The organism is Galbibacter pacificus (genome assembly GCF_029603165.1).
Lineage (GTDB): Bacteria > Bacteroidota > Bacteroidia > Flavobacteriales > Flavobacteriaceae > Galbibacter > Galbibacter pacificus.
Genome location: NZ_JAQSVC010000001.1, coordinates 114,012 through 138,183, shown reverse-complemented (window position 1 = coordinate 138,183; position 24,172 = coordinate 114,012). Strand labels below are relative to the sequence as shown.

At 38.4% G+C, this 24,172-nt stretch carries 19 protein-coding genes; 8 read left to right on the top strand and 11 right to left on the bottom strand.

Annotated elements, in window-relative coordinates; all coding sequences use genetic code 11:
- Positions 1-4: 4 nt before the first annotated feature.
- From rpsC to rpsL, 11 genes are all read right to left on the bottom strand, one after another.
- Positions 5-727 (bottom strand): 30S ribosomal protein S3, encoded by a 723-nt coding sequence (gene rpsC, locus PSF86_RS00660; protein WP_277898128.1) that lies wholly within the window; start codon positions 725-727, stop codon positions 5-7.
- Positions 728-735: 8 nt separating this feature from the next.
- A complete protein-coding gene (rplV, locus tag PSF86_RS00655) occupies positions 736-1,143 on the bottom strand; it encodes a 50S ribosomal protein L22 (protein WP_277898127.1) in 408 nt (135 codons plus the stop codon).
- Between the two features lie 9 nt (positions 1,144-1,152).
- The gene (gene rpsS, locus PSF86_RS00650) at positions 1,153-1,431 is read right to left on the bottom strand and encodes a 30S ribosomal protein S19 (RefSeq protein WP_008613595.1); all 279 of its coding nucleotides are present in this window, start codon (positions 1,429-1,431) and stop codon (positions 1,153-1,155) included.
- 11 nt (positions 1,432-1,442) lie between these two features.
- Positions 1,443-2,267: a 50S ribosomal protein L2 gene (gene rplB / locus PSF86_RS00645; RefSeq protein WP_277898126.1), complete on the bottom strand. Its 825-nt coding sequence runs from the start codon at positions 2,265-2,267 to the stop codon at positions 1,443-1,445.
- 13 nt (positions 2,268-2,280) lie between these two features.
- The gene (gene rplW / locus PSF86_RS00640) at positions 2,281-2,571 is read right to left on the bottom strand and encodes a 50S ribosomal protein L23 (RefSeq protein ID WP_277898125.1); all 291 of its coding nucleotides are present in this window, start codon (positions 2,569-2,571) and stop codon (positions 2,281-2,283) included.
- A 7-nt stretch (positions 2,572-2,578) separates the two neighbouring features.
- Positions 2,579-3,208, bottom strand: coding sequence for a 50S ribosomal protein L4 (gene rplD, locus PSF86_RS00635; RefSeq protein WP_277898124.1), 630 nt, complete (start codon positions 3,206-3,208; stop codon positions 2,579-2,581).
- Positions 3,208-3,825 carry a 50S ribosomal protein L3 gene (rplC, locus tag PSF86_RS00630; RefSeq protein WP_277898123.1) on the bottom strand — a complete coding sequence of 206 codons (618 nt, stop codon included), beginning with the start codon at positions 3,823-3,825 and terminating at the stop codon, positions 3,208-3,210. The genes rplD and rplC overlap by 1 nt, the downstream gene beginning before the upstream one ends.
- A 261-nt stretch (positions 3,826-4,086) precedes the next feature.
- Positions 4,087-4,392, bottom strand: coding sequence for a 30S ribosomal protein S10 (gene rpsJ, locus PSF86_RS00625; protein ID WP_007094989.1), 306 nt, complete (start codon positions 4,390-4,392; stop codon positions 4,087-4,089).
- An 11-nt stretch (positions 4,393-4,403) separates the two neighbouring features.
- The gene (fusA, locus tag PSF86_RS00620) at positions 4,404-6,533 is read right to left on the bottom strand and encodes an elongation factor G (protein ID WP_277898122.1); all 2,130 of its coding nucleotides are present in this window, start codon (positions 6,531-6,533) and stop codon (positions 4,404-4,406) included.
- A gap of 11 nt (positions 6,534-6,544) precedes the next feature.
- Complete coding sequence (gene rpsG / locus PSF86_RS00615) at positions 6,545-7,021, bottom strand: 30S ribosomal protein S7 (protein ID WP_277898121.1); 477 nt, start codon at positions 7,019-7,021, stop codon at positions 6,545-6,547.
- 22 nt (positions 7,022-7,043) lie between these two features.
- Positions 7,044-7,418 (bottom strand): 30S ribosomal protein S12, encoded by a 375-nt coding sequence (rpsL, locus tag PSF86_RS00610; RefSeq protein ID WP_143954394.1) that lies wholly within the window; start codon positions 7,416-7,418, stop codon positions 7,044-7,046.
- Between the two features lie 400 nt (positions 7,419-7,818).
- Between rpsL and PSF86_RS00605 the strand changes: the two genes are divergently transcribed.
- The 8 genes from PSF86_RS00605 to rlmB all read left to right on the top strand — a co-directional run bounded on the left by PSF86_RS00605 (position 7,819) and on the right by rlmB (position 24,140).
- Positions 7,819-10,827, top strand: a complete 3,009-nt coding sequence (locus tag PSF86_RS00605) for a SusC/RagA family TonB-linked outer membrane protein (protein ID WP_277898120.1) — start codon at positions 7,819-7,821, stop codon at positions 10,825-10,827.
- A 10-nt stretch (positions 10,828-10,837) separates the two neighbouring features.
- Positions 10,838-12,193 carry a RagB/SusD family nutrient uptake outer membrane protein gene (locus tag PSF86_RS00600; RefSeq protein WP_277898119.1) on the top strand — a complete coding sequence of 452 codons (1,356 nt, stop codon included), beginning with the start codon at positions 10,838-10,840 and terminating at the stop codon, positions 12,191-12,193.
- 388 nt (positions 12,194-12,581) lie between these two features.
- Positions 12,582-15,698, top strand: a complete 3,117-nt coding sequence (locus PSF86_RS00595; RefSeq protein WP_277898118.1) for a SusC/RagA family TonB-linked outer membrane protein — start codon at positions 12,582-12,584, stop codon at positions 15,696-15,698.
- A 7-nt stretch (positions 15,699-15,705) separates the two neighbouring features.
- Positions 15,706-17,202: a SusD/RagB family nutrient-binding outer membrane lipoprotein gene (locus tag PSF86_RS00590; RefSeq protein ID WP_277898117.1), complete on the top strand. Its 1,497-nt coding sequence runs from the start codon at positions 15,706-15,708 to the stop codon at positions 17,200-17,202.
- A 13-nt stretch (positions 17,203-17,215) separates the two neighbouring features.
- Positions 17,216-18,100 (top strand): hypothetical protein, encoded by an 885-nt coding sequence (locus PSF86_RS00585; RefSeq protein ID WP_277898116.1) that lies wholly within the window; start codon positions 17,216-17,218, stop codon positions 18,098-18,100.
- 426 nt (positions 18,101-18,526) lie between these two features.
- Positions 18,527-21,751, top strand: a complete 3,225-nt coding sequence (locus PSF86_RS00580) for a SusC/RagA family TonB-linked outer membrane protein (RefSeq protein ID WP_277898115.1) — start codon at positions 18,527-18,529, stop codon at positions 21,749-21,751.
- A 10-nt stretch (positions 21,752-21,761) separates the two neighbouring features.
- Positions 21,762-23,198: a SusD/RagB family nutrient-binding outer membrane lipoprotein gene (locus tag PSF86_RS00575; protein WP_277898114.1), complete on the top strand. Its 1,437-nt coding sequence runs from the start codon at positions 21,762-21,764 to the stop codon at positions 23,196-23,198.
- 207 nt (positions 23,199-23,405) lie between these two features.
- A complete protein-coding gene (gene rlmB / locus PSF86_RS00570) occupies positions 23,406-24,140 on the top strand; it encodes a 23S rRNA (guanosine(2251)-2'-O)-methyltransferase RlmB (RefSeq protein ID WP_277898113.1) in 735 nt (244 codons plus the stop codon).
- Positions 24,141-24,172 lie beyond the last annotated feature (32 nt).

The following is a 24,172-nucleotide window of genomic DNA, read 5'->3' as shown; positions in this document are numbered from 1 at the left end:
AAAATTACTTTCTACGACGAGATTTTCTTCCACCACCGGCATTGTTTCCGCCGCCTTTCCCTTGTTTCTTGGACATTCCAACAAGCGGGGAAAGTTCTCTTTTACCATACACCTCGCCTTTCATGATCCACACTTTGATTCCCAACCTACCATAAGTAGTGTGAGCCTCGTGTAATGCGTAATCAATGTCAGCTCTAAATGTTGACAAAGGAATCCTGCCATCTTTGTACGCTTCTGAACGCGCCATTTCAGCTCCGTTCAAACGTCCTGAGATTTGAATTTTAATACCTTCTGCGTTCATACGCATAGCAGCGGCAATAGCCATTTTAATTGCACGCCTGTATGAAATCCTGTTTTCAATTTGACGGGCAACACTAGCCGCTACAAGGTTTGCATCCAGTTCCGGTCTTTTAATCTCAAAGATATTGATCTGAACTTCTTTGTCTGTAATTTTCTTAAGCTCTTCTTTTAGCTTGTCTACCTCCTGGCCGCCTTTACCAATAATGATACCTGGACGGGCCGTGGTGATAGTAACGGTTACAAGCTTCAATGTACGCTCAATAATTACCCTAGACACACTAGCTTTTGATAAACGAGCATGGATGTACTTCCTGATTTTGTCGTCTTCAGCAAGTTTATCTCCATAGTCATTACCCCCGTACCAGTTGGATTCCCATCCTCTAATGATACCAAGGCGATTTCCGATTGGATTTGTTTTCTGTCCCATACTATCTATTAACTTTGTGTGTTATTTTTAGCTCCAATCACGATTGTTACGTGGTTCGAACGCTTTCTAATTCTGTGTGCTCGACCTTGAGGAGCCGGACGAAGTCTTTTTAACATACTTCCGCCGTCTACCCTGATCTCCTGAACAAATAAACCTGCTTCTTCCAAGTTGGCATCTTCGTTTTTAGCTTGCCAGTTTGCTATTGCAGAAACCAACAATTTCTCTAATCTACGAGAAGCTTCTTTTTGGCTGAACTTCAAAATAGCAAGTGCCTTTTCAACTTTTTCACCACGAACAAGATCAGCAACTAATCTCATCTTTCTTGGCGAAGTTGGGCAGTTATTCAACTTTGCAAACGCTAAACTTTTTTTAGCTTCTTTTATTTGCTCTGCTCTTTCTCTTTTACGAACTCCCATGGCTACTTATTATTTTTTTCCTTTATTTTTAGCACCTGCATGACCTCTAAAAGATCTTGTTGGTGAAAATTCTCCTAACTTATGCCCTACCATGTTCTCTGTAACATACACAGGAACAAATTGGCGGCCATTGTGCACAGCTATTGTTTGACCAACAAAGTCCGGAGTAATCATAGATGCTCTAGACCATGTTTTTATAACTGTCTTCTTACCAGACTCAACATTTTGTTGAACTTTTTTCTCTAAACTATAGTGAACGTAAGGTCCTTTTTTTAGTGAACGTGCCATCTTTTAATACTTTATTTCTTTCTACGTTCTATAATATACTTATTACTCGCTTTGGACTTAGATCTAGTTCTAAATCCTTTTGCAGGTATTCCGTTTCTCGATCTTGGATGACCTCCGGAAGCCCTACCTTCTCCACCACCCATTGGGTGATCGACAGGGTTCATTACTACCGGTCTAGTTCTAGGCCTTCTCCCTAACCAACGTTTTCTACCCGCTTTACCAGAAACCACTAACTGATGATCTGAATTTGATACTGCACCGATTGTAGCTAAACAACCCGCCAATACCAATCTTGTTTCACCAGAAGGAAGTTTTATGGTAGCATATTTACCTTCTCTAGCCATTAACTGGGCGAAAGCTCCAGCCGAACGGGCCATAACGGCTCCTTGACCAGGACGTAACTCGATACAAGATATAATAGTACCTAATGGAACCTCACTTAAAGGCATTGCATTTCCTATTTCGGGAGCTACTCCAGATCCGGAGTTTACCGTTTGACCTACTTGCAGGCCATTTTGAGCAATTATATAACTCTTTTCTCCGTCTTTGTAAGTAATCAATGCAATAAACGCAGTTCTGTTTGGATCGTACTGAATTGACTCTACTGTTGCCTCAACGCCTGTTTTAGCCCTTTTAAAATCAACCAAACGATACTTTCTCTTATGACCGCCACCTATATAGCGCATGGTCATTTTCCCTTGACTGTTTCTACCTCCCGACTTTTTTAACGGAGCGAGCAAGCTCTTCTCCGGCTTATCAGTAGTAATCGCGTCAAATCCGTTTACTACTCTAAATCGCTGTCCGGGAGTTACTGGTTTTAATTTTCTAACTGACATTTCTTGTCTTTACTTATATATTACTATAATAATCAATAATGTCCCCTTCTGCTACCTGAATAATGGCTTTCTTGATTGCATTGGTTTTACCATGCTGAATGCCTGTCTTGGTGTAGCGGGTACTTCTCTTTGGTCCGTAATTCATTGTGCGAACTTTTTCAACAGAAACTCCGTAAGTTGCTTCTATGGCATCTTTGATTTGTATCTTGTTTGCCTTAGTATCTACAATGAAACTATAACGATTGTTCAACTCACTATCGGCGGTTGCTTTTTCGGTTATAATAGGTTTTATTAACACACTCATTGGTTTCTTATTTACTTAAATTCGACTCAATTCCTTCAATCGACCCTTCTAAAAGCACTATATTATTAGCATTAATAATTTTATAAGTGTTTAATTCTGAGTTAGTTATAACTTCAGAGGTCTTTAAATTGCGTGACGACAAATATACGTTATTATTTGAATCGCCCAACACAATGAGGGATTTTTTATTTTCTAACCCTAAAGCTTTCAAAACATTAGTGAAATCTTTTGTTTTTGGAGCTTCAAAACTGAAGTCTTCAACAACAATAATCGATTTCTCTTGGGCCTTGATACTTAAAGCAGATTTTCTAGCCAAACGCTTTACGCTTTTGTTAACCTTTTGCGTATAATCTTTTGGCCTTGGACCGAAAATTCTACCACCGCCTTTAAAAATAGGGGACTTTATACTTCCTGCCCTCGCGGTACCGGTACCTTTTTGTTTCTTTATTTTGCGTGTACTACCTGCAATTTCTGCTCTTTCTTTAGACTTATGGGTTCCCTGGCGTTGATTTGCCATGTACTGCTTAACATCTAAATAGACAGCGTGGTTGCTTGGCTCTACACCAAAAACCGATTTGGAAAGCTTCACCTTTCTCCCGGTTTCTTTTCCTTTGATATCTAAAACTGCTACTTCCATTACTTCTGAACGATTACATAAGCGTTTTTGTGCCCAGGCACACATCCTTTAACTACTAAAAGATTTTTCTCCGGAACCACTTTCAACACTCTTAAGTTTTGTACTGTTACTCTTTCTGCTCCCATTTGCCCGGCCATACGCATACCTTTAAATACGCGCGCAGGGTATGATGCAGCACCAATAGAACCAGGCGCTCTTAAACGGTTGTGCTGACCGTGGGTCGACTGTCCGACCCCGCCAAAACCATGACGTTTAACTACCCCTTGGAAACCTTTACCTTTTGATGTACCTGTAACATCAATAAACTCTCCTTCTACAAATTGTTCTACTGTTATAGTATCTCCTAATTTGTACTCGCTCTTGAAATCTTGGAATTCAACGACTTTTTTCTTAGGAGAAACACCTGCTTTTTTTGCATGACCCAACTCGGCCTTGTTTGCACGTTTTTCTGCCTTGTCATCGAAACCAAGCTGAAGAGCCTCATACCCGTCAACCTCTTTGGTTCTGACTTGGGTAACTACGCATGGCCCAGCTTCGATTACGGTACATGGAATGTTTTTCCCATTCTCGTCGAAGATGCTGGTCATGCCGATTTTTTTTCCTATTAACCCAGACATTCTAATTTAGTTTTACGATGCATGGTCTACACTATGGCAAACCTTTTCATCTTTTTGTTATTACTTGTTTATTTAAAAAACTTCAGGGTCAAAAATACTTTCAACCCTGAATGTATTTTTCCCGTTTTTCCTTTGCTTACTAGCTCCGGACATGTTTATCCTGAATCTGTTTCAGGATGTAATCATCATGAGATCCCGAAGCGTCTCCGGAATGTATTCAACTAAGGTTTTTGAAAGTATAACTTCAAAAAACCAAGTTTATCACACTTTTATCTCAACCTCTACGCCACTTGGCAACTCCAGCTTCATCAAAGCGTCAATGGTTTTTGACGAAGAACTGTAAATATCAAGAAGTCTTTTGTAAGAGCTCAATTGAAATTGCTCCCTTGACTTTTTGTTTACGTGAGGAGAACGTAATACAGTAAATATTTTTTTGTGAGTTGGTAACGGGATCGGCCCAGTTACAACAGCTCCGGTTGTTTTTACTGTCTTAACAATCTTTTCAGCAGATTTGTCTACCAAATTGTGATCGTACGATTTAAGTTTTATTCTGATTTTTTGACTCATTTTCTTAAGATTTAAGCTTCAACTCCTTTTGCCTCCTTGATAACAGCTTCAGATATATTAGAAGGTGTTTCGGCATAGTGCGAGAACTCCATTGTAGAAGTTGCTCTACCAGAAGAAAGTGTACGTAAAGCTGTTACATACCCAAACATTTCTGATAACGGCACATTTGCCTTGATCACTTTAGACCCTGCCCTGTCGCTCATGTTGTTTACTTGACCACGACGACGGTTAAGGTCACCTACTATATCTCCCATATATTCTTCAGGGGTTAACACTTCCAGTTTCATTATTGGCTCCATGATTACAGCTTTTGCAGCTTTTGCAGCAGCTTTAAACCCTAACTTAGCAGCCAATTCGAATGATAATTGATCGGAATCCACATCGTGGTAAGAACCATCGGTCAAGGTAACTTTCATGGCATCTACTTCGTAACCTGCTAAAGGTCCGTTTTTCATTGCCTCTTTAAAACCTTTCTCTACTGATGGAATAAATTCTTTTGGTACGTTACCACCTTTAATTTCCGAAACAAATTCAAGACCCAATTTACCTTCCTCGGCAGGTTCCAGCGTAAAGACAATGTCTGCAAATTTACCACGACCACCAGATTGTTTTTTGTAAACCTCTCTGTGCTGTGCTTTTTGCGTAATAGATTCTTTGTACTCTACCTGCGGCTGTCCTTGATTTACTTCAACCTTAAACTCACGCTTTAAACGGTCAACAATAATATCCAAGTGAAGCTCGCCCATACCAGAAATAATAGTCTGACCTGAAGCCTCATCGGTTCTAGCGGTGAAAGTTGGATCTTCTTCTGAAAGTTTAGCCAAAGCCATTCCCATTTTATCTACATCGGCCTTTGTTTTAGGCTCAACGGCGATACCGATTACCGGGTCTGGGAAGTTCATGCTCTCTAATACAATTGGCGACTTTTCGTCAGATAGGGTATCTCCTGTTTTGATGTCCTTAAACCCAACAGCAGCCCCTATATCTCCAGCTTCTATATATTCAATTGCATTTTGTTTGTTTGAGTGCATTTGGTAGATACGTGAAATACGTTCTTTTTTACCAGATCTATTGTTCAACACATAAGAACCTGCATCTAACCTACCAGAATATGCACGGAAGAATGCCAAACGACCTACAAACGGGTCGGTAGCAATTTTAAATGCCAAAGCTGCAAAAGGTTCATCTACCAATGGCTTTCTTTTTACTTCGGCATCTGTGTCCGGGTTTGTCCCTACAATGGCATCTTTGTCTATTGGCGAAGGCAAATAGCGGCATACGGCATCTAACAAGAACTGAACCCCTTTATTTTTAAATGAAGAACCACAGATCATTGGGATAATAGCCCTGTCCATAACCGCAGCCCTAAGTGCAGCATGGATCTCGTCTTCCGTGATTGAATTTTCGTCTTCGAAGAATTTTTCAAGCAGGTTTTCATCATATTCTGCAACTTCTTCTATAAGCTTGGCACGGTATTCATGAACCTCATCTTTCATTTCATCAGGAATGTCCACTACATCAAAAGTAGATCCGAAGTTATCTTCGTGCCATACAATAGCCCTGTTTTTAACCAAGTCTACAATTCCTTTAAAATCGGCTTCTTCGCCAATAGGCAATACAATTGGCACTGCATTGGAACCTAACATTTCTTTTACCTGATTAGCTACAGCCAAAAAGTTAGATCCTTGACGGTCCATTTTGTTCACAAAACCAATTCTTGGAACCCCATAGTTATCGGCCAATCTCCAGTTTGTTTCAGACTGAGGCTCTACGCCGTCAACTGCACTAAACAAGAAAACCAATCCGTCAAGCACACGTAATGAACGGTTCACCTCTACGGTAAAGTCAACGTGGCCGGGGGTATCGATAATATTAAAGTGATACCCTTTGGTTTCTGGAGTAGGTTGTGCATTTTCCATTGGGAACTGCCAGGTACAAGTTGTAGCCGCAGAAGTAATTGTAATACCTCTTTCCTGCTCTTGTTCCATCCAGTCCATTGTGGCAGCACCATCGTGCACCTCCCCAATCTTATGCGAAACACCTGTATAAAAAAGGATACGCTCTGTTGTTGTTGTTTTACCAGCATCAATGTGAGCTGCAATCCCTATATTTCTTGTATATTTTAAATCTCTTTGTGCCATTTTATTTTTTACTAAAATCTAAAGTGAGAGAATGCTTTATTTGCTTCAGCCATTTTATGAGTATCAACCCTCTTCTTAACAGCTGCACCTTCTTCTTTGGATGCGGCAAGAACTTCGGCTGCTAATTTTTGAGCCATTGATTTTTCGTTTCTCTTACGAGAATAGCTAATCAACCACTTCATAGCCATTGATACTTTTCTATCGGGTCTGATCTGCATAGGGATCTGGAAAGTTGCCCCACCCACGCGTCGGCTTCTTACCTCTACGTGTGGCATAACGTTAGACAACGCATCTTTCCATATTTCCAAAGCAGTTTTTTCTTCGTCTTGTTTTTTCTCGTCTACAATGTCTATTGCATCATAGAAAACCTTAAAAGCTACAGACTTTTTACCGTCCCACATCATCATGTTAACGAAACGCGTTACTAACTGATCGTTAAACCTTGGGTCTGGTAAAAGAGGTCTTTTTTTGGCCTGTCTTTTTCTCATGTCTTCTTTTTAAAAGTTTTAATTACTTTTTAGGGCGTTTAGCTCCGTATTTTGATCTACGTTGCGTTCTTCCTTGAACACCAGCTGTATCTAGCGCACCGCGAACGATGTGATATCTTACCCCTGGCAAATCTTTAACCCTTCCGCCTCTTACTAATACTATCGAGTGCTCTTGCAAATTGTGTCCTTCGCCGGGAATGTATGCGTTCACTTCCTTACCATTTGTAAGACGAACCCTTGCTACTTTACGCATAGCAGAGTTTGGCTTTTTAGGTGTAGTAGTGTACACACGCGTACAAACCCCTCTTCTTTGAGGACACGAATCCAAAGCAGCCGATTTACTCTTCTTAGTAATCGTGGCTCTTCCTTTTCGTACTAATTGTGAAATTGTTGGCATAATTTACTTAACAATAATTATGTTTTATTAATTAAAAATCCTTATAAAGTGCTGGCTCACAGTTCGCAACCGAACACACCTCTCGCTTAAAAGGGTGGCAAAGGTAGAAATATTTATCAACAAATCAAATCTTAATTAATTAATTTTCAACAAAATCTGCATGCCCCCCCTATATTACTTTATAAAACTTATCCATCCTCTTTAAAGAACAAAGGCAGCAAACCAAATTAAAAACCCATAAAAAAGGACTTATTCAGTTAACATATTAACAATAATTCGTTAATGAAATTGAATTACAAATAATTATACAATGCTTTTTACTATTTGAGTTAAAATGTTAATTATTTTAACATAATTGTTTGTATTTTCACCAAAGCTAATCTCAAACTATATCAAAATAATGAAAACAAAATTACGTGTCATTTTCACGCTAATTCTTGTATGTATGACCTATTTATCATATGCACAGGAAAAAACGATTAACGGAACTATTACAGACCAAGACGGACTCCCGCTCCCGGGGGTCAACATCCAGATTAACGGTACACATACCGGCACTCAAACCGACTTTGACGGTAAGTACAGCATAAACGCAACCGTTGGCTCTGTCCTTATATATACCTATATAGGCCAGAAAACCGAAGAACGCACCGTAGGGAACAGCAGCACTATTGACATAACCATGCAGGAAGATGCACAGGCGCTGGACGAAGTAGTGATTGTTGGTTACGGTACTTCCACCAAAAGGGAAGTTACCGACAATATTGCTTCGGTATCCTCAGAGGACATCAACCTTATCCCTACCCCCAGCGTCCAGAGCACATTATCCGGTAAGGCCGCGGGGGTCCAGGTAACACAGGTTAACGGAAAAGCCGAATCGGGCATTAAAATAAGGGTTCGCGGAGTTGCCACAATCTCATCATCACAAGAACCATTATATGTTATAGACGGGGTCCCGATGATTAACAGCGACGAAAATATAAACGACTCGCCCATCAACCCCTTGGTAAGTTTAAACCCGAACGATATCGAATCGATAGAAATTTTAAAAGATGCTTCTTCGGCAGCCATATATGGTGCACGAGGTACAAACGGGGTCGTTCTAATCACTACCAAACGAGGTAAGGCGGGAAAAACAAAAGTTTCCATTAACTCATCATACGGCTGGAGCAAACCCACCAACAAAAGGGATTTTCTAAATACCAGGGAATATGTAGATTTATTTACCGAAGCAACCATTAACAGTGGCGGAACCGAAGATGATGCCGCATATTATTTTAATCTTTTTGCCGAAAATGAAGCGGACTGGAGAAACAACGAAGTGGACACCGATTGGCAGGACCTAGCACTTGTTGACGGATCGGTTGAAGACTTTGGGGTTAATGTAAGTGGCGGTAGCGAAAAAACCCAGTTTTTCTTATCGACCGGATACAACAAAACAGATGCCATTATAAGAGGCAATAAATTAGAACGCTATTCCTTAAGGTCTAATATCGACCACACCATTTCGAACAAGTTCAAGGTAGGTATCAGCACAGGGATATCCAAAACTAAAATCGACCGACTTTCTAATGACAATTCATTTTCAACGCCCCTGCAAGCCATTGCTCAATTACCTTTTTCCAAACCATATGAAGATAATGGGGTTGTTCCCAATGGCAGTACCTTATATTATAACTTTCTGTTTCAAGAATACAATGCAGACCACCAGGTAAACATATGGAGGGTCCTTGCAAACCTTTATGGAGAATACCAAATTACCCAAAGCCTAAAGTTTAGGTCAGAATTCGGGTATGACTTCAACAACCAGGTGGAAGAACGTTTTTTTGGCAGCTTGACCGAATCTGCCTCAACCAACGGCTATGCAGATGCAAATGCCGTGGAGAACGAAAAGTACGTACTAAACAATTATTTTTCTTTTGACAAGACATTCTCAAACATAGATTTTAATGCCGTTGCGGGCATGTCTTACGAAGATGACAGGAGGCGACTGCAATCGGTAGAGGGCCAAGAATTCCCTTCGGATGACTTACAAACTGTTGACAGTGCAGCAGAAATTACAGGCGGGGGCTCCAGCAGGACAGCTTACAATTTTTTATCCTATTTCGGCAGGGCCGGGGCGACTATTGCCGGCAAATATATTTTAAAAGCAAGTTTGCGTTACGATGGCTCTTCAAGGTTTGGCAAGGACGAAAGGTACGGCCTTTTCCCTGCCGTATCGGCCGGATGGATAATTTCTGAAGAAAACTTTTTAAAAAACAACGAAACATTGTCGCTATTAAAAATCCGCGGGAGTTGGGGCATCACCGGAAATGCGGGAATTGGAAATTTCGCATCCAGAAGCCTATTTGGTGGTGCATCATATAATGAACGCGCAGCATTATCTCCAACACAATTAGGCGATCCAAGCTTAAAATGGGAAAACACCAGTCAATATGACCTTGGAATTGATTTTGGGTTTTTCAATAACCGCATTTCGCTTGAGGCAGATTATTACAATAAAAACACATCAGACCTATTATTGGACCAACCCGTTCCTTCAAGTTCTGGGTTTACATCCATTACACAAAATGTAGGCGAATTAAAAAATGAAGGATTCGAGTTTGTTTTAAACACCAAAAACTTTATCAAGGAAGATTTCTTTTGGTCAACTTCTTTCAACATTTCCACTAATAAAAATGAAATTACAGAATTACCGGGCGGTGACATTATATCTGGGAGAAATATAGCACGGGAAGGAGAAACAGTTGCATCGTTTTATATGGTAGAATTTGCCGGGGCCGATCCTGATAACGGAGACGCCTTGTTTGTAAGGAACACTTTAAATCCCGACGGGACAATAGACAGATCGACAACCAATGAATTCAATGAAGCTTCAAGAGTAGTTTCCGGGAGCCCATTTCCAGATTTAATTGCCGGTCTTTCAAATACCATTAGGTTTAAGGATTTCGATATGTCTTTCACCTTCCAGGGGCAATGGGGAGCCTCTATTTATAATGACGGCGGAAGGTTTCAATCGGCCAGTGCAGATTATTTCGACAATCAAACCAGTGACCAGTTAGATAGATGGCAACAACCCGGAGACATTACCGATGTTCCACAAGCAAGGCTGTTTGGCGCTAATGGGACACAACAATCCACAAGGTATCTGCAAGAAGCAGATTTTATACGGTTAAGAAATGTAACCCTTGGCTATACAATCCCTTCAGAAGTAACAAAAAAATTTCAAGTAGAACGACTGCGTCTTTATTTTACAGCATTTAATTTGCTAACATTTACCGATTACACCGGATGGGATCCAGAATCTACAGCCGACTTTAATTCAAACAATGATTTGGCAGTAGGCGTTGACTTCTATTCTGCGCCACCGGCACAAACATTGACTTTAGGCATCAACATAGACTTTTAAATAGATAAAAATGAAAACAACATACATAAATAGAATTATTTTAAGCCTGCTCACCGTTGTACTTATAAGCTGTGCAGATAATTTAAATTTAGAACCAGAGCAAAGCCTGACACCAGACGCTGCAACCGGGAGTGAAAAGAACATTCAAAACATCTTAACTGGCGCATATGATTTAGCCGGGCAGGGAGAACTTTATGGAGGACAAATTTACTTAGCCTCAGAATTATTGGCCAACGATGGCGAAATTTTTTGGGGCGGTACTTTCTCGCAACCAGGGGAATTCAACAGAAAAAGAATCACCACCACAAATTCGTTTGTGGCGGATTTATGGATTGAAGGCTATGAAACCATCAACCAAGCAAACATTGTGCTCGATAATTTGAATGTCGTTACTGAAGACTCCGACAAAAACAGGATGGAAGGGGAAGCAAAATTTATCAGAGGGATGATGTATTTTGAATTGGTTCGCTTTTTTGCCCAACCTTACGAGACAACACAAGCAAACAACGGATTGGGAGTACCAATAGTTTTAAATTCCGTAACAGATGCTTCACAAATAGAATTTCCCAGCAGAAGTACCATTAGCGAAGTTTATAGCCAAGCAATAAACGACCTTACGGATGCATACAACTTATTACCCGAATCAAACGAAGAATTTGCCGACAAATATACCGCCGAAGCACTGCTTGCAAGAATCTATCTACAGCAAGGAAATTATCCAGCCGCAAGAGATGCCGCCAATGACGTAATTGAAAACAGCGGTCATGTAATAACAACAACATATGAAGGCGCATTTAACAACGAATTCAACTCAACAGAAGATATTTTAGCATGGCAAGTAACCGCACAAGATGGCATAAATGATATGAACACTTATTGGTCTACCCGCGAATTTGGAGGGAGATCGCTTACTGCCGACGTGTCTATCGAGCTACCATATTTTGATTATTTTACCGTCCCAGATGATAGAATGGACTTTTTTTACGAAGGAAACGGCACTGATGTTACCACAAAATGGCAAGCTCAATTTGCCAATGTGCTGTTCATAAGGGTAGCCGAAATGCATTTAATAAGAGCCGAATCTAATTTTAGAGAAGGTACCGGCGTAGGCATGAGCGCAGAGGATGAAATAAACGCAATACGCACAAGGGCAAATGCCGATCCCATCCCGGGCATTACGCTCCAGGATATTTTAGACGAAAGAAAAAGGGAGCTGGCATTTGAAGGCTTTGCCATTCACGACATAAAAAGATTACATTTAAATGTGGGCAACCTTCCATATAACGACGAGTCTCTTGTATTGCCAATCCCACAAAGGGATATTGACACCAACGACAACCTGGAACAAAATCCGGGATATAACTAACAGCTTATACAAATTGCATAAAAGCCCAAACAAGAGCCTTCAATGTATGGAGGCTCTTGCAATTAATTTCCCCAAAGAAACTCAATCCACTTCATTAAAACCCAAAACATTCTAGAATAACTTGAATTGTCCTATTAAAAAATACCAATAGCTGGCATTTAATAAAAATTAATATTTTTTTTATTACTAAAATGAAATTATGATTTTAACTATATTCTACAGTAGCAACACCCTAATATTGGCACATTTCTACACATGTATATTCTTAATCATCAATTACATTCGATGGTTTCAGATGTTATTTTTCTTTATTTTTTGTTAATAAAAGTTGTGTTTTTAACAAAAAATTACCATTTTAGTGTTAGCTAATTCAAATAAATATTAAAACATGAGAACAAAGTTTAGTGGATTTTTAACGCTAATACTAGCGTTAGTTGTGCAAATAACTTTTGCACAAGAAAAAACCGTAACAGGTTTGGTCACAGACCAAGATGGGCTGCCACTACCTGGTGCGAGTGTAGTAGTTAAAGGAACAAACAATGGCACTCAAACTGACTTCGATGGTAATTATTCCATCCAGGCCAGCACAGGTGATGTTCTGGTTTTTTCCTATGTAGGACAAAAAACAGAAGAAAGAAGTATTGGTACCCAAAACACTATCGACATTACTTTAAGCACTGATGCTCAAACATTAGGCGAAGTGGTAGTTACAGCAGCATTAGGTCTTCAAAGAAATTCAAGAGAACTTTCTTATTCTGTTGCCAAAGTGGACAATGACCAACTAACTGAGACACGTTCAGTTAATGCCGCTACGGCTCTTGCAGGTAAAGTTTCTGGTTTGCAAGTAAACACTATTAGTAGTGGAGTTAATCCAAATACAAGAGTGATCTTACGTGGTAATAGATCTCTACTAGGAAATAATGAAGCTTTAATTGTTATTGATGGTTACCCTAGCAATAGGGGTGTTTTAGATCGAATCAACCCTGATGACATTCAAGACATTACTGTGTTAAAAGGATCTAATGCAGCTGCCCTATACGGATCAGATGCATCAAATGGAGTTGTGTTAATCACAACAAAAAAAGGTACGAATAAACTCCAAGTTACTTTTAACAGTACTTATCAACAGGAATCCATATCCTATATGCCTGAATTCCAAGATGAATTTGGTGTCGGAGGATTTCCTGACGGAACCCTTTATCCATTAGAAAACGTAAATTGGGGGCCAAGATTTGACGGAAGACTTGTTGACGCAAGTGAAACTTATCCCGACGGAAGAGTCCTTCAAGTACCATATTCCCCTATCCCTAATAACCATAGAAGTTTTTTTGAAACCGGAAGTACAATTAGAAATGGTGTTACGGTTCAAGGTGGTGATAATGTAAGTAATTTCCTGTTTTCAATTGACCACTCCAATATTAAGGGAACCATCCCGAAAGATCAATATAACAGGACGAATGTTAGATTAAAGGGAGGATTAGAATATGGAAAATTTACAATTAATGGGAATGCTTCTTTTTTTAGATCTCACACTAACCAAGTCGGCTCAGGAGGTCATCAATCAAGGCCTCTTTATTGGTATGTAATTAATACGCCATTGCATATTCCAATTACGAATTATAAAAATTGGAGAAATGGAGAATTTACAAGAAATGAGGTTTCGTATTATCGTTTTTATGAAAACCCTTATTTTATAGTTGATACTCAAAGAAATTTATCCGATACATTTGAATTTACTTTTATAACAGACGCAAACTATGAATTCACAGACTGGTTTGAGGCCAATGTTCGAATGGGTTATACGAAATATAGCGACGAACAAAAAGATGAACTAGGTGGCTTATCGTATGATTTCACTATTCCTAATGATTATGCAACTATTGCTGAATTTCCTCCTTCAGTACGTGACGAAATTTTTAACCGTAGCAGGTTTAATAGCGACTTTATCTTGACATTCGACAAAGATTTAGGGGATTTACATGCGAATGTTAATATCGGTAATAATGTAAGAATTGAGAATGAAAAAAATATACAAGTTTCTGGGAACAACTTAATTTTACCTGATTTTTATAATGTTTCAACTAGAACGGGAAATTTAGAAGGTTTTGAAAATTCTGAAGAGTACAGAAAGATTGGAGTTTATGGTGACCTTACTTTAAATTATAAGGACTACCTTATTTTAAACGCTTCTGGCCGTAATGATTGGACTTCAACTCTACCTAAAGATAGTAGGTCTTACTTTTACCCCAGCGGAGGAATTTCATTCGTTCCTACAACTGCCTTCCCCGCTATTAAAGGGACCTTGAATTATCTAAAAACTACATTTAACATAGCTAAAACCGGTAATGACCTAAGCCCATATGATTCGAACCGCTCATTCTTTGCGCCAGATGGATCACAAGGCTATGGTTCTTTCCCCTATGGAGCCAATGCAGGGCTTTCATTATCATCTCAAGAGCCTGATCCAAATCTAAAACCGGAGTTTACAACTTCAATGGAAGCTGGCGTCGAATTTGGTTTCTTTAATGGAGATAGACTCTCTGGTGGTGTTACATTATACAAAACAAATTCAACAGACCAACTTGTTCCTATTAACACCTCGGTCACTTCAGGAGCAAGAAGCATTTTCACCAATATTGGTGAAATACAAAACCGAGGTATTGAAATCGATCTAAGAGGAGGAATTATTAGAAATGAAGACCTCTCATGGGATGTAAACCTTAATTATTCCTTAAATGACTCAAAAGTTTTATCATTAAAAGATGGAGTTAATCAGGTAGAAATCGGTGGCCCTTATGCTGATAATTCAGCATATGGTGCAGTAATCGTAGCTGAAGTCGGGCAACCTTATCCATTAATTAAAACTACCGATTATCAAAGAGATGAATTTGGAAGAGTTATCGTAGGTGATGATGGAGACCCACTCGAAGACGGAGACTTAAAAAGTCAAGGCAAAACTGTGCCTACCTATATTGTTGGCTTAAATTCAACGCTAAATTACAAAGGATTTAAATTGTATACTGTTATGGATTACAGAACAGGCCACGTATTTTATAATAATTTAGTTGATGCCCTAGAATTTACAGGACTTACACAACACAGTGTTACATCAAATAGACAACCGTTTATATTTCCTAATTCTGTTTATTCAGATGGAAACGGAGGTTATGTAGAAAATACAGATAGACCTACAACAGGTGGGGGTAATAATTTCTGGGACACCTATAATAACACAAAATCAAATTATGTTACCGATGCTACAACACTTAAATTAAGAGAAGTCGCTTTGAGTTATAGCTTTGATTTAGACGCAATAGGTAATTTAGGACTTACCAATTTAAATATTGGTATTTACGGGAGAAATTTAGTCACTTGGAGGCCTAAGGATAATGTATATACTGATCCAGAATTTAACTACAATAGTGGTAATGCTACAGGTTTCGGCTCTCAAAGCCAAACTGCACCTACAAGACAGTATGGTATAACACTTACGGCAAAATTTTAAAGAAATAATGATGAAAATAAAAATTAATAAAATTGGAAGAATATTGCTAATCATCTGTTTGACAGTATTAGCAAGTTGTAGTGATGATTTTTTGGATGTAAATGACAATCCAAACAATCCTCCAACATCGACACCCAAACTCACATTGCCAGTTGCTCAACAACAGTTAGCAAATCTCTATGGCACTTCTATGATGTATCTTGGACAATACTTTGCATATTCTTATGCAGTACCTTCGAACTGGTCTGCCAATGGTGATTTGTTAAGATATAATGTCACAAATACATTTTACACCAACATTTTCGAGAGCTCATATGCGGATATTTTTAAAAACTTAACATTCGTTGAAGAGTATGCCGATCCCCAAGGTGTTCTAGATTATAGTTCATACAAAGTTATCACTGAGACTCTTTCAGGGTTCCAATATCAATACCTTGTTGACCTATATGGAGATGTTCCTTATTCGGAAGCTAATCAAAGAGGGGGAAATACTACACCTGTATACGATAATGAAGAGACTATATATAAAAATGTTATAGACTCATTAACGACTGCTGCTAACCTTGCCCTTAACATTCCTTCAGAAAATTCAGAGAATCCTGGAGATAGCGATATTATTTTACATGGCGACATGACAGCTTGGGCTCAATTTGCCAATACTGTCAAATTAAGGATGTTAATGCGCATGAGTAATTCTGGGCAAGATAGTTATATACAGGAACAGATTGCCCTCATAGATGCAAATGGAGCAGGGTATATAACTGATAATATTTCAGCAAACCCAGGTTATTCTCAAAATGCTGACCAACAAACACCTGTTTATGGCTATCTCGGGTATCAATCAACCGGGGTTGAAACCGATCGTCATGATTTTACAGTTGCTACCGATTATGCTATAGATTTATTGGATAGCACTAATGACCCTCGTATACTAAGAATATATACAGGAAGTGATAATGCCGATGAGCTTAAAGGTGTAAATCAATCTATAAATCTTCCAGGTGAAGGGTTCACTTCAGATGATTTGTCTGCTGTTGGTCCAGGAATTCTAAAAAGCGCTGATCAAGATCAACCCCTTATGTTATTATCTGAAGCTCTTTTTTTACAAGCTGAAGCTGTTACAAGAGGTTATATTCCAGGGGGAGATGCTGTGGCAATGAATTTATATAACCAGGCGATTGAGGCTTCCTTCGACTATTTAGAAGCAGAAGATGCGCAAACTTATTATAGTCAAGCAATTGAAAACGTGTCCTGGGCTTCTTCCAGCGATAAAATTGAGGCTATAATCACTCAAAAATGGATTGCACTAAATGGTATTTCTATTGAACCATGGATTGAATATACCAGAACCGGATTCCCAACTGATTTACCAACATCCGTTGATGGAGGGAATAGACGCCCTATTAGATTGTTGTATCCTACTTCCGAATATTCAAGAAATTCTGACAATGTTCCGCCTACAACAACTGAAGATGCATTCACCAAGAACCCTTTTTGGAAATAAAACATTCTAAATCATGAAAAATAAAAATATAAAAAACATAAAATTATTAGCTGTTTGTATAGCGGTGGGGATAATGTTTGCTTCATGTTTACTCGATGATGAAGTCACCGATTTTGGAACAGGGCCTAATTTAGTCGGCTTTGCAAACAGCACAGCTACTTTCAAAGCTGAGGCTAATGGCCAAGAAGTTAACTCTGAAATTCCTGTTCAAATAATAGGACCTTCTGTAAACAAATTCAGTGATGAAGTCACGGTTACCATAAGTGTTGATCCCAGTTCTACAGCAGAGGAGGGAGTTAATTATCGATTAAATTCCAAAACGATAACTTTAACTCCTGATGCTTCAGAAGATATCTATGAAGGTGGAATCCCCATCACTATCATCACAGATGGGATATCTACACCAGTATCAGAGACTCCAATATTAAATTTAATGATATCGGAAGTTTCATCTAATGGTGAAATAGTAATCAACGACAAAACCAAATCTTTGAGCGCATCTATTGCGTATACCTGTCCATATAACATTAATGATTATGCGGGAACATATATTGCAACCACTGATGAGTTTGGTTTTTATATTGGACAGCCTCAACCATTTGAGGTTATAGATGGGCCAGGCGAAAATCAATTTACTATGGTAAATGTAGCTGCACATCCTGAAGCATATGATGTAATAGTTGATGTTGACCCAGGTACTGGAAACTTAACAATTGCTAAGCAGCCTGCTTTTAACACAAACAACATTGGTTACACTTATGGTGAATTAAGATGGGAAGGAACTGGAACAAGTGCTCCATCCCCGGGTAATTGTGTTGGCATTATAGATATTACTACAACAAACACCGTAGATGCTGGTTCATTTGGTCAATTTAGAACAGTATTTGAAAAACAATGATTTTTAATTAAATCATATTCCATAATAAAAGCAGTCTCATTTTTGTATAATGGGACTGCTTTTATTATAATTCTAAAACCCAAATAATATTTTCACCATGTTATAACTTCCATAGCATAGTTAAAAAATAACAGTTTACATACACTGATCCCTTTTTATATAAAACTTCACTTTCATATTCAAAACAATATCATCTAACAATTTTTTTACTTTTTTAACCTTCCAATAGGAAATTAAGAATATGTCAAAATTTAAACTATACAATACATAAATATTAGCGTATTGTTAAATAGGGGTATTCTTAATTATCAAGTACGTAATGTTAAAGTTTTAAATGTTATTTTTCTTTATTTTTTCTTAAGAAAAGTTGGATTATTAACATTAAATTACCATTTTCGCGTCAGCTAATTCAAATAAATTTATAAAATGAGAACAAAGTTTAGTGGATTTTTGACGCTAATCCTAGCGTTAATTGTGCAAATAACTTTTGCGCAAGAAAAAACCGTAACGGGTGTGATCACAGACCAAGATGGGCTGCCACTACCTGGTGCGAATGTAGTAGTTAAAGGGACCAGCAATGGTACTCAAACTGATTTTGATGGTAATTATTCCATCCAAGCTAGCACAGGAGATGTACTGGTATTCTCCTTTGTAGGGCAAAAAACTGAAGAAAGAACTGTAGGTGCTGCCAGCAGCATAGATGTTACTTTAGGGCAAGATGCGCAAGCTCTTGATGAAGTTGTAGTTACGGCTTTAGGTATTTCAAGGGAAAAGAAACAATTAGGATATGCAACACAAAAAGTTGATGGCGAAGCTGTATCAAAGGTGAAGACTAACAACTTCGTAAATTCGCTTTCTGGTAAAGTTGCTGGATTGGACGTAAAAAGTTCCGGTACTTTAGGTGGATCTTCCAATGTTGTAATTCGTGGTAACAACTCCATCTCTGGAAACAACCAAGCATTATTCGTTGTGGATGGTATTCCAATTAGCAACGAAAATACAAACACATCAGCCCAAAGAAGTGGTGGTGGTGGTTTTGACTATGGTAATGCCGCTTCAGATATTAACCCTGATGACATTGAAAGCATTAACGTACTAAAAGGTGCTGCCGCAACAGCTCTTTACGGGTCTAGAGGTATGCACGGTGCCGTGATTATCACAACTAAAAAAGGCCGAACTAAAAAAGGTATTGGAGTAACTGTTAATTCCAGTGTAACTGTTGGCACAGTAGATAAGTCTACCCTTCCTACATATCAAGATAAATATGGTGCTGGTTATGGTCCTTATTATTCATCAGACGACGGTTACTTTAACCTTGCTGATATCAATGGTGATGGAATAGATGATTTAACTACACCATTTACAGAAGATGCCTCTTATGGTGCCGCTTTTGATCCAAACTTAATGATTTATCAGTGGAATTCTATTTATCCAGAATTATCTACCTATCAACAAGCATCTCCTTGGGTAGCAGGTAAAAACAACCCTAATTCTATATTTGAAAGTGCTGCTACTGTAATCAATTCAGTATCTTTTGATGGTAGCACCGACAAAAGTAGCTTTAGAGTTGGTATCACTAATTTTGATCAAGAAGGTATTATTCCAAATAGTGGAATTAAAAGAAATACCATAAACTTTAATGCATCTCATGACCTGACTGACAAATTAAAGTTGTCAGCAGCTATGACTTACACCAAAACAAGTGGTAAAGGACGTTATGGAACTGGATACGATTCTAAAAACGTTATGCAACAGTTTAGACAATGGTTCCAAACCAATGTAGATTTCCAAGAGCAAAAAGAAGCTTATTTTTCTACAGGGAAAAACTTATCATGGAACCCTAACTCATCTACCAACCTTCGTCCTATATATTCAGACAATCCATACTGGGTTTTCTATGAAAACTATGAAACAGATTCAAGAAATAGATATTTTGGTAATGTTGTTTTAAACTACCAAATAAACGATGTATTTAGTTTATTGGGAAGGTTCACGTACGATACATATAGTGAATTACAAGAAGAAAGAATAAATGTAGGAAGTGCAGATGTGTCTCAATATTCCAGATACAACAATGATGTAGCAGAATACAACTACGATTTAATTTTAAATTTCAATAAAGATCTTTCTGAAAAATTAAATTTAGATGGAAACATTGGATTTAACCTTAGAAGACAAACTTGGAACTCTATTAGAGCTACAACAAATGGAGGTTTAGCAATTCCTGGACTATACTCACTAATTAATACCGTTAGCCCGCTAGAAGCACCAGACGAATACGATGCAACTAAAATGGTAGACGGTGTATATGCACGAGCAAGTTTAGGATATGACAATCTTTTGTTCTTAGAAGGTACATACAGAAGAGACCGTTCTTCTGCTTTACCTAAAGCAGACAATACGTATGGCTATTTCTCAGTTTCTGGAAGTTTCTTGTTTTCTCAGTTGATGGAAGCAAGTTGGTTAAACTTGGGAAAATTAAGAGCTAACTACGCAGAAGTTGGTGATGATACCGACCCATACAGGGTTTTTAATACATATGATGTTTCTACTGCATTTAATAGTTCTGGTGTTGCCACTAACCCAAGCGCATTAAACACAATAGATTTAAAGCCGCAAAGACAAAAATCTTATGAATTTGGTCTTGAAATGGCTTTTGCAGAAAGAAGATTAGGTTTTGATGTTGCCTATTACAATACAAGAACCGAAGATCAAATTGTAAATGTTCCATTTTCTAATGCCACTGGTTATTCTTCAAGATGGCTAAATGCCGGTACTATTGAAAATAAAGGGGTTGAAGTACTTTTGTATGGTTCGCCAATCAGAACAGAAGACTTTAAATGGGACATTACGTTAAACTGGGCTAGAAACAGAAGTGAAGTAGTTGAGCTTAGAGAAGGTATTGATAACTTAGTAATGGCTAGCCTTCAAGGAGGTGTTAGTATTAACGCCACACCTGGAGAACCATATGGTACCATTAGAGGTTCAGATTATATCTATGATGATAATGGACAAAAGGTTGTAGGTAGCAATGGTTATTATTTAAGAACCTCTGCTAGTAACAATGTTATAGGAAATATAAATCCAGATTGGAAAGGTGGTATTAACAACAGCTTCACATACAAAGGATTTAATTTGAGTTTCTTAATCGATATCCAAAAAGGTGGAGATGTATTCTCGCTTGATACATGGTATGGTTACGCTACAGGTTTATATGATTTTACAGCAGGCACTAACGATTTAGGAAACCCTGTAAGAAATCCTGTTACCAGTGGTGCAGATAGCGGAGGGGTTATTCTCCCAGGTGTAAAAGAAGATGGAACTCCAAATGATGTTAGAGCTGCAGCTACTACCTATGCAAATCCATGGGGTTATGTTAGAACACCAAATGCCGCTCATGTTTACGACGCATCTTATGTTAAACTTAGAGAAGCTAGCTTAACATACAACTTTAGTAAAGATTTTATCAGCAAACTACCTCTAAGCGGAGCTTCTCTTTCATTAATAGGTAGAAACCTATGGATTATTCATAAGAATGTTCCTTATGCTGATCCCGAAGCTGGTTTAAGCTCTGGTAATATCCAAGGGTACCAATCAGGTTCTTATCCTGCTGTAAAGGAAATAGGAGCAAGTCTTAAACTACAATTCTAAAAAATTAATCATGAAAAAAATATTTGTATCTATATTCACAATCGCTCTCGTACTATCATCTTGTCAGAGCGATGATAAATATGAAAGCTACAACGAGGACCCAAAAAATCCTCAGCAAGTAGCCTCCGGTGCTCTTTTCACATCAGCTACAAAGAGCCTTTTTGATCAAATGACCAGCACCAGTGTAAACCTGAATGTTTATAGGTTGTTATCTCAGTACTGGACTGAAACGACATATATCGACGAATCCAATTATGATTTAAATGGGAGAAATATCACCCAAAATCACTGGAGTGAAATGTATCGTGATGTATTGTTCGATTTAAAAGATGCTAAAGCTAAAGTTATGGAAGATCCTGAATTATCAAGTTCTGAAAAAACTGGCCGCTTAGCTCAAATAGAACTATTGGCAATTTATACATGGCAACAATTAGTAGATAGTTTTGGGGATATTCCTTATACTCAAGCATTGGATATCGAAAATTACCCACTTCCAGAATACGATGACGCAGCTACTATCTACGAAGATCTAATTAGCAGAATCAATACTGTTATTCCTGATTTTCAAACTGGAAGCGGCTATATGGATGAAGACCAGATATATGAAGGCGATATGGCACAATGGTCAAAATTTGCTAATTCTGTAAAATTGAGACTAGGTATCAGGTTAAGTGACGTAAATCCATCTCTTGCCCAACAAACAGTTGAAGCTGCTGTAGCTGCGGGTGTATTTACCTCAAATGAAGATAATGCACTTATACCATATCAAGGCTTTGCACCTAATACCAATCCACTTTGGGTAGACTTAGTTCAATCTGGTAGATCTGACTTTGTGGTAGCAAGTACCATTGTTGATTTCATGAATGGACTTGATGACCCAAGAAGAATGGTATATTTTGATGATAACTTAGGAGCAGATACATACGAAGGTGGTCCTTATGGAGATAACAACAACTTTAACTCCTATACACATATAGGACCTGTTATGTTAGAGCCAACATATCCTGGAGACTTATTGGATTATGCAGAAGTTTCTTTCTATTTAGCTGAAGCCGCTGCTAGATCTTACAATGTAGGAGGCACTGTTGAAGAATTCTATGAAGAAGGTATTACCGCTTCATTTGAATATTGGAATGCAGGTGATGCGAGTGCATATCTAGCCATGCCAGAAGTGGCATATGCAACTGCACCGGGAGCTGACTGGAGAGAAAAGATTGGTAATCAATTTTGGATTGCCATGTACAACAGAGGTTTTGAAGGATGGACTGTTTGGAGAAAGTACGACATAAACATGTTTACTTTACCTGTTTCTAGTGAAAATCCCATCCCAACAAGGTATACATACCCTATAAACGAACAAAACCTTAATGAAGCTAATTGGTCTGCCGCTTCAGATGCTATTGGTGGCGACAATCAAACCACTAAGCTATTCTGGGATGTTAACTAATATTTATTAGTAAAAAAAACATAACCATTTTATAAAATTAAAACCACCTCGAGATGAGGTGGTTTTTTTATGGGCTTTTCTTCTGTAAAACTAAAAAATCCATTTCAAAAAAGTATGAATTTTGGTTTCACTTCAGGAAAGTACATGATTTTTTATATTGAGTGCTTTACTAAATTCCCAATAAAAAAAATCATGTACTTTTGCCACATGGAAAACAACTATCAAATTTTTGGTATCCGCGCGGTTATGGAAGCCATTCAATCGGGTAAAACAATAGATAAGGTCTTTGTTCAAAAAGGATTGCAAGGAAACCTGTTTCATGAGCTTGACAAGCTTATCAAGAAAAACGATATTAATAAAGCTTATGTACCCGTTGAAAAGCTTAACCGGCTTACCAAAAAAAATCATCAAGGGGTTGTTGCCAATATTTCGCCCATTGAGTTTCACGACCTTGACAATTTGGTTATGCAGACTATAGAATCGGGTGTTACGCCATTGTTCTTGTTGTTGGACCAATTGTCGGATGTGCGAAACTTTGGTGCCATAATACGTACCGCCGAATGCACTGGCGTGCACGGGATAATTATTCAGAAAAAAGGAGCGGCTCCCGTTACTGCCGATACCGTAAAAACTTCGGCCGGGGCAGTATTTAAAGTGCCCATTTGCAAGGTAGACCATATTAAGGATGCCGTTTTCCATATGCAGGCGTCGGGGATTCAAATTGTTGCGGCTACCGAAAAAACAGACAACACTGTTTATGATGCCAATTTTTCACTGCCAACTGCAATTGTAATGGGTTCTGAAGATGCGGGCATCTCCCCTTCTATCCTAAAGGTTGCTGACCAAAAGGCAAAGCTGCCGCTTTTGGGGGAAATCGAGTCTTTGAATGTTTCGGTGGCTTGTGGTGCTTTTTTGTATGAAGTGGTAAGGCAACGTTTGTAAAACAAATTATCCTGTATAACCCGGCTTTTCTC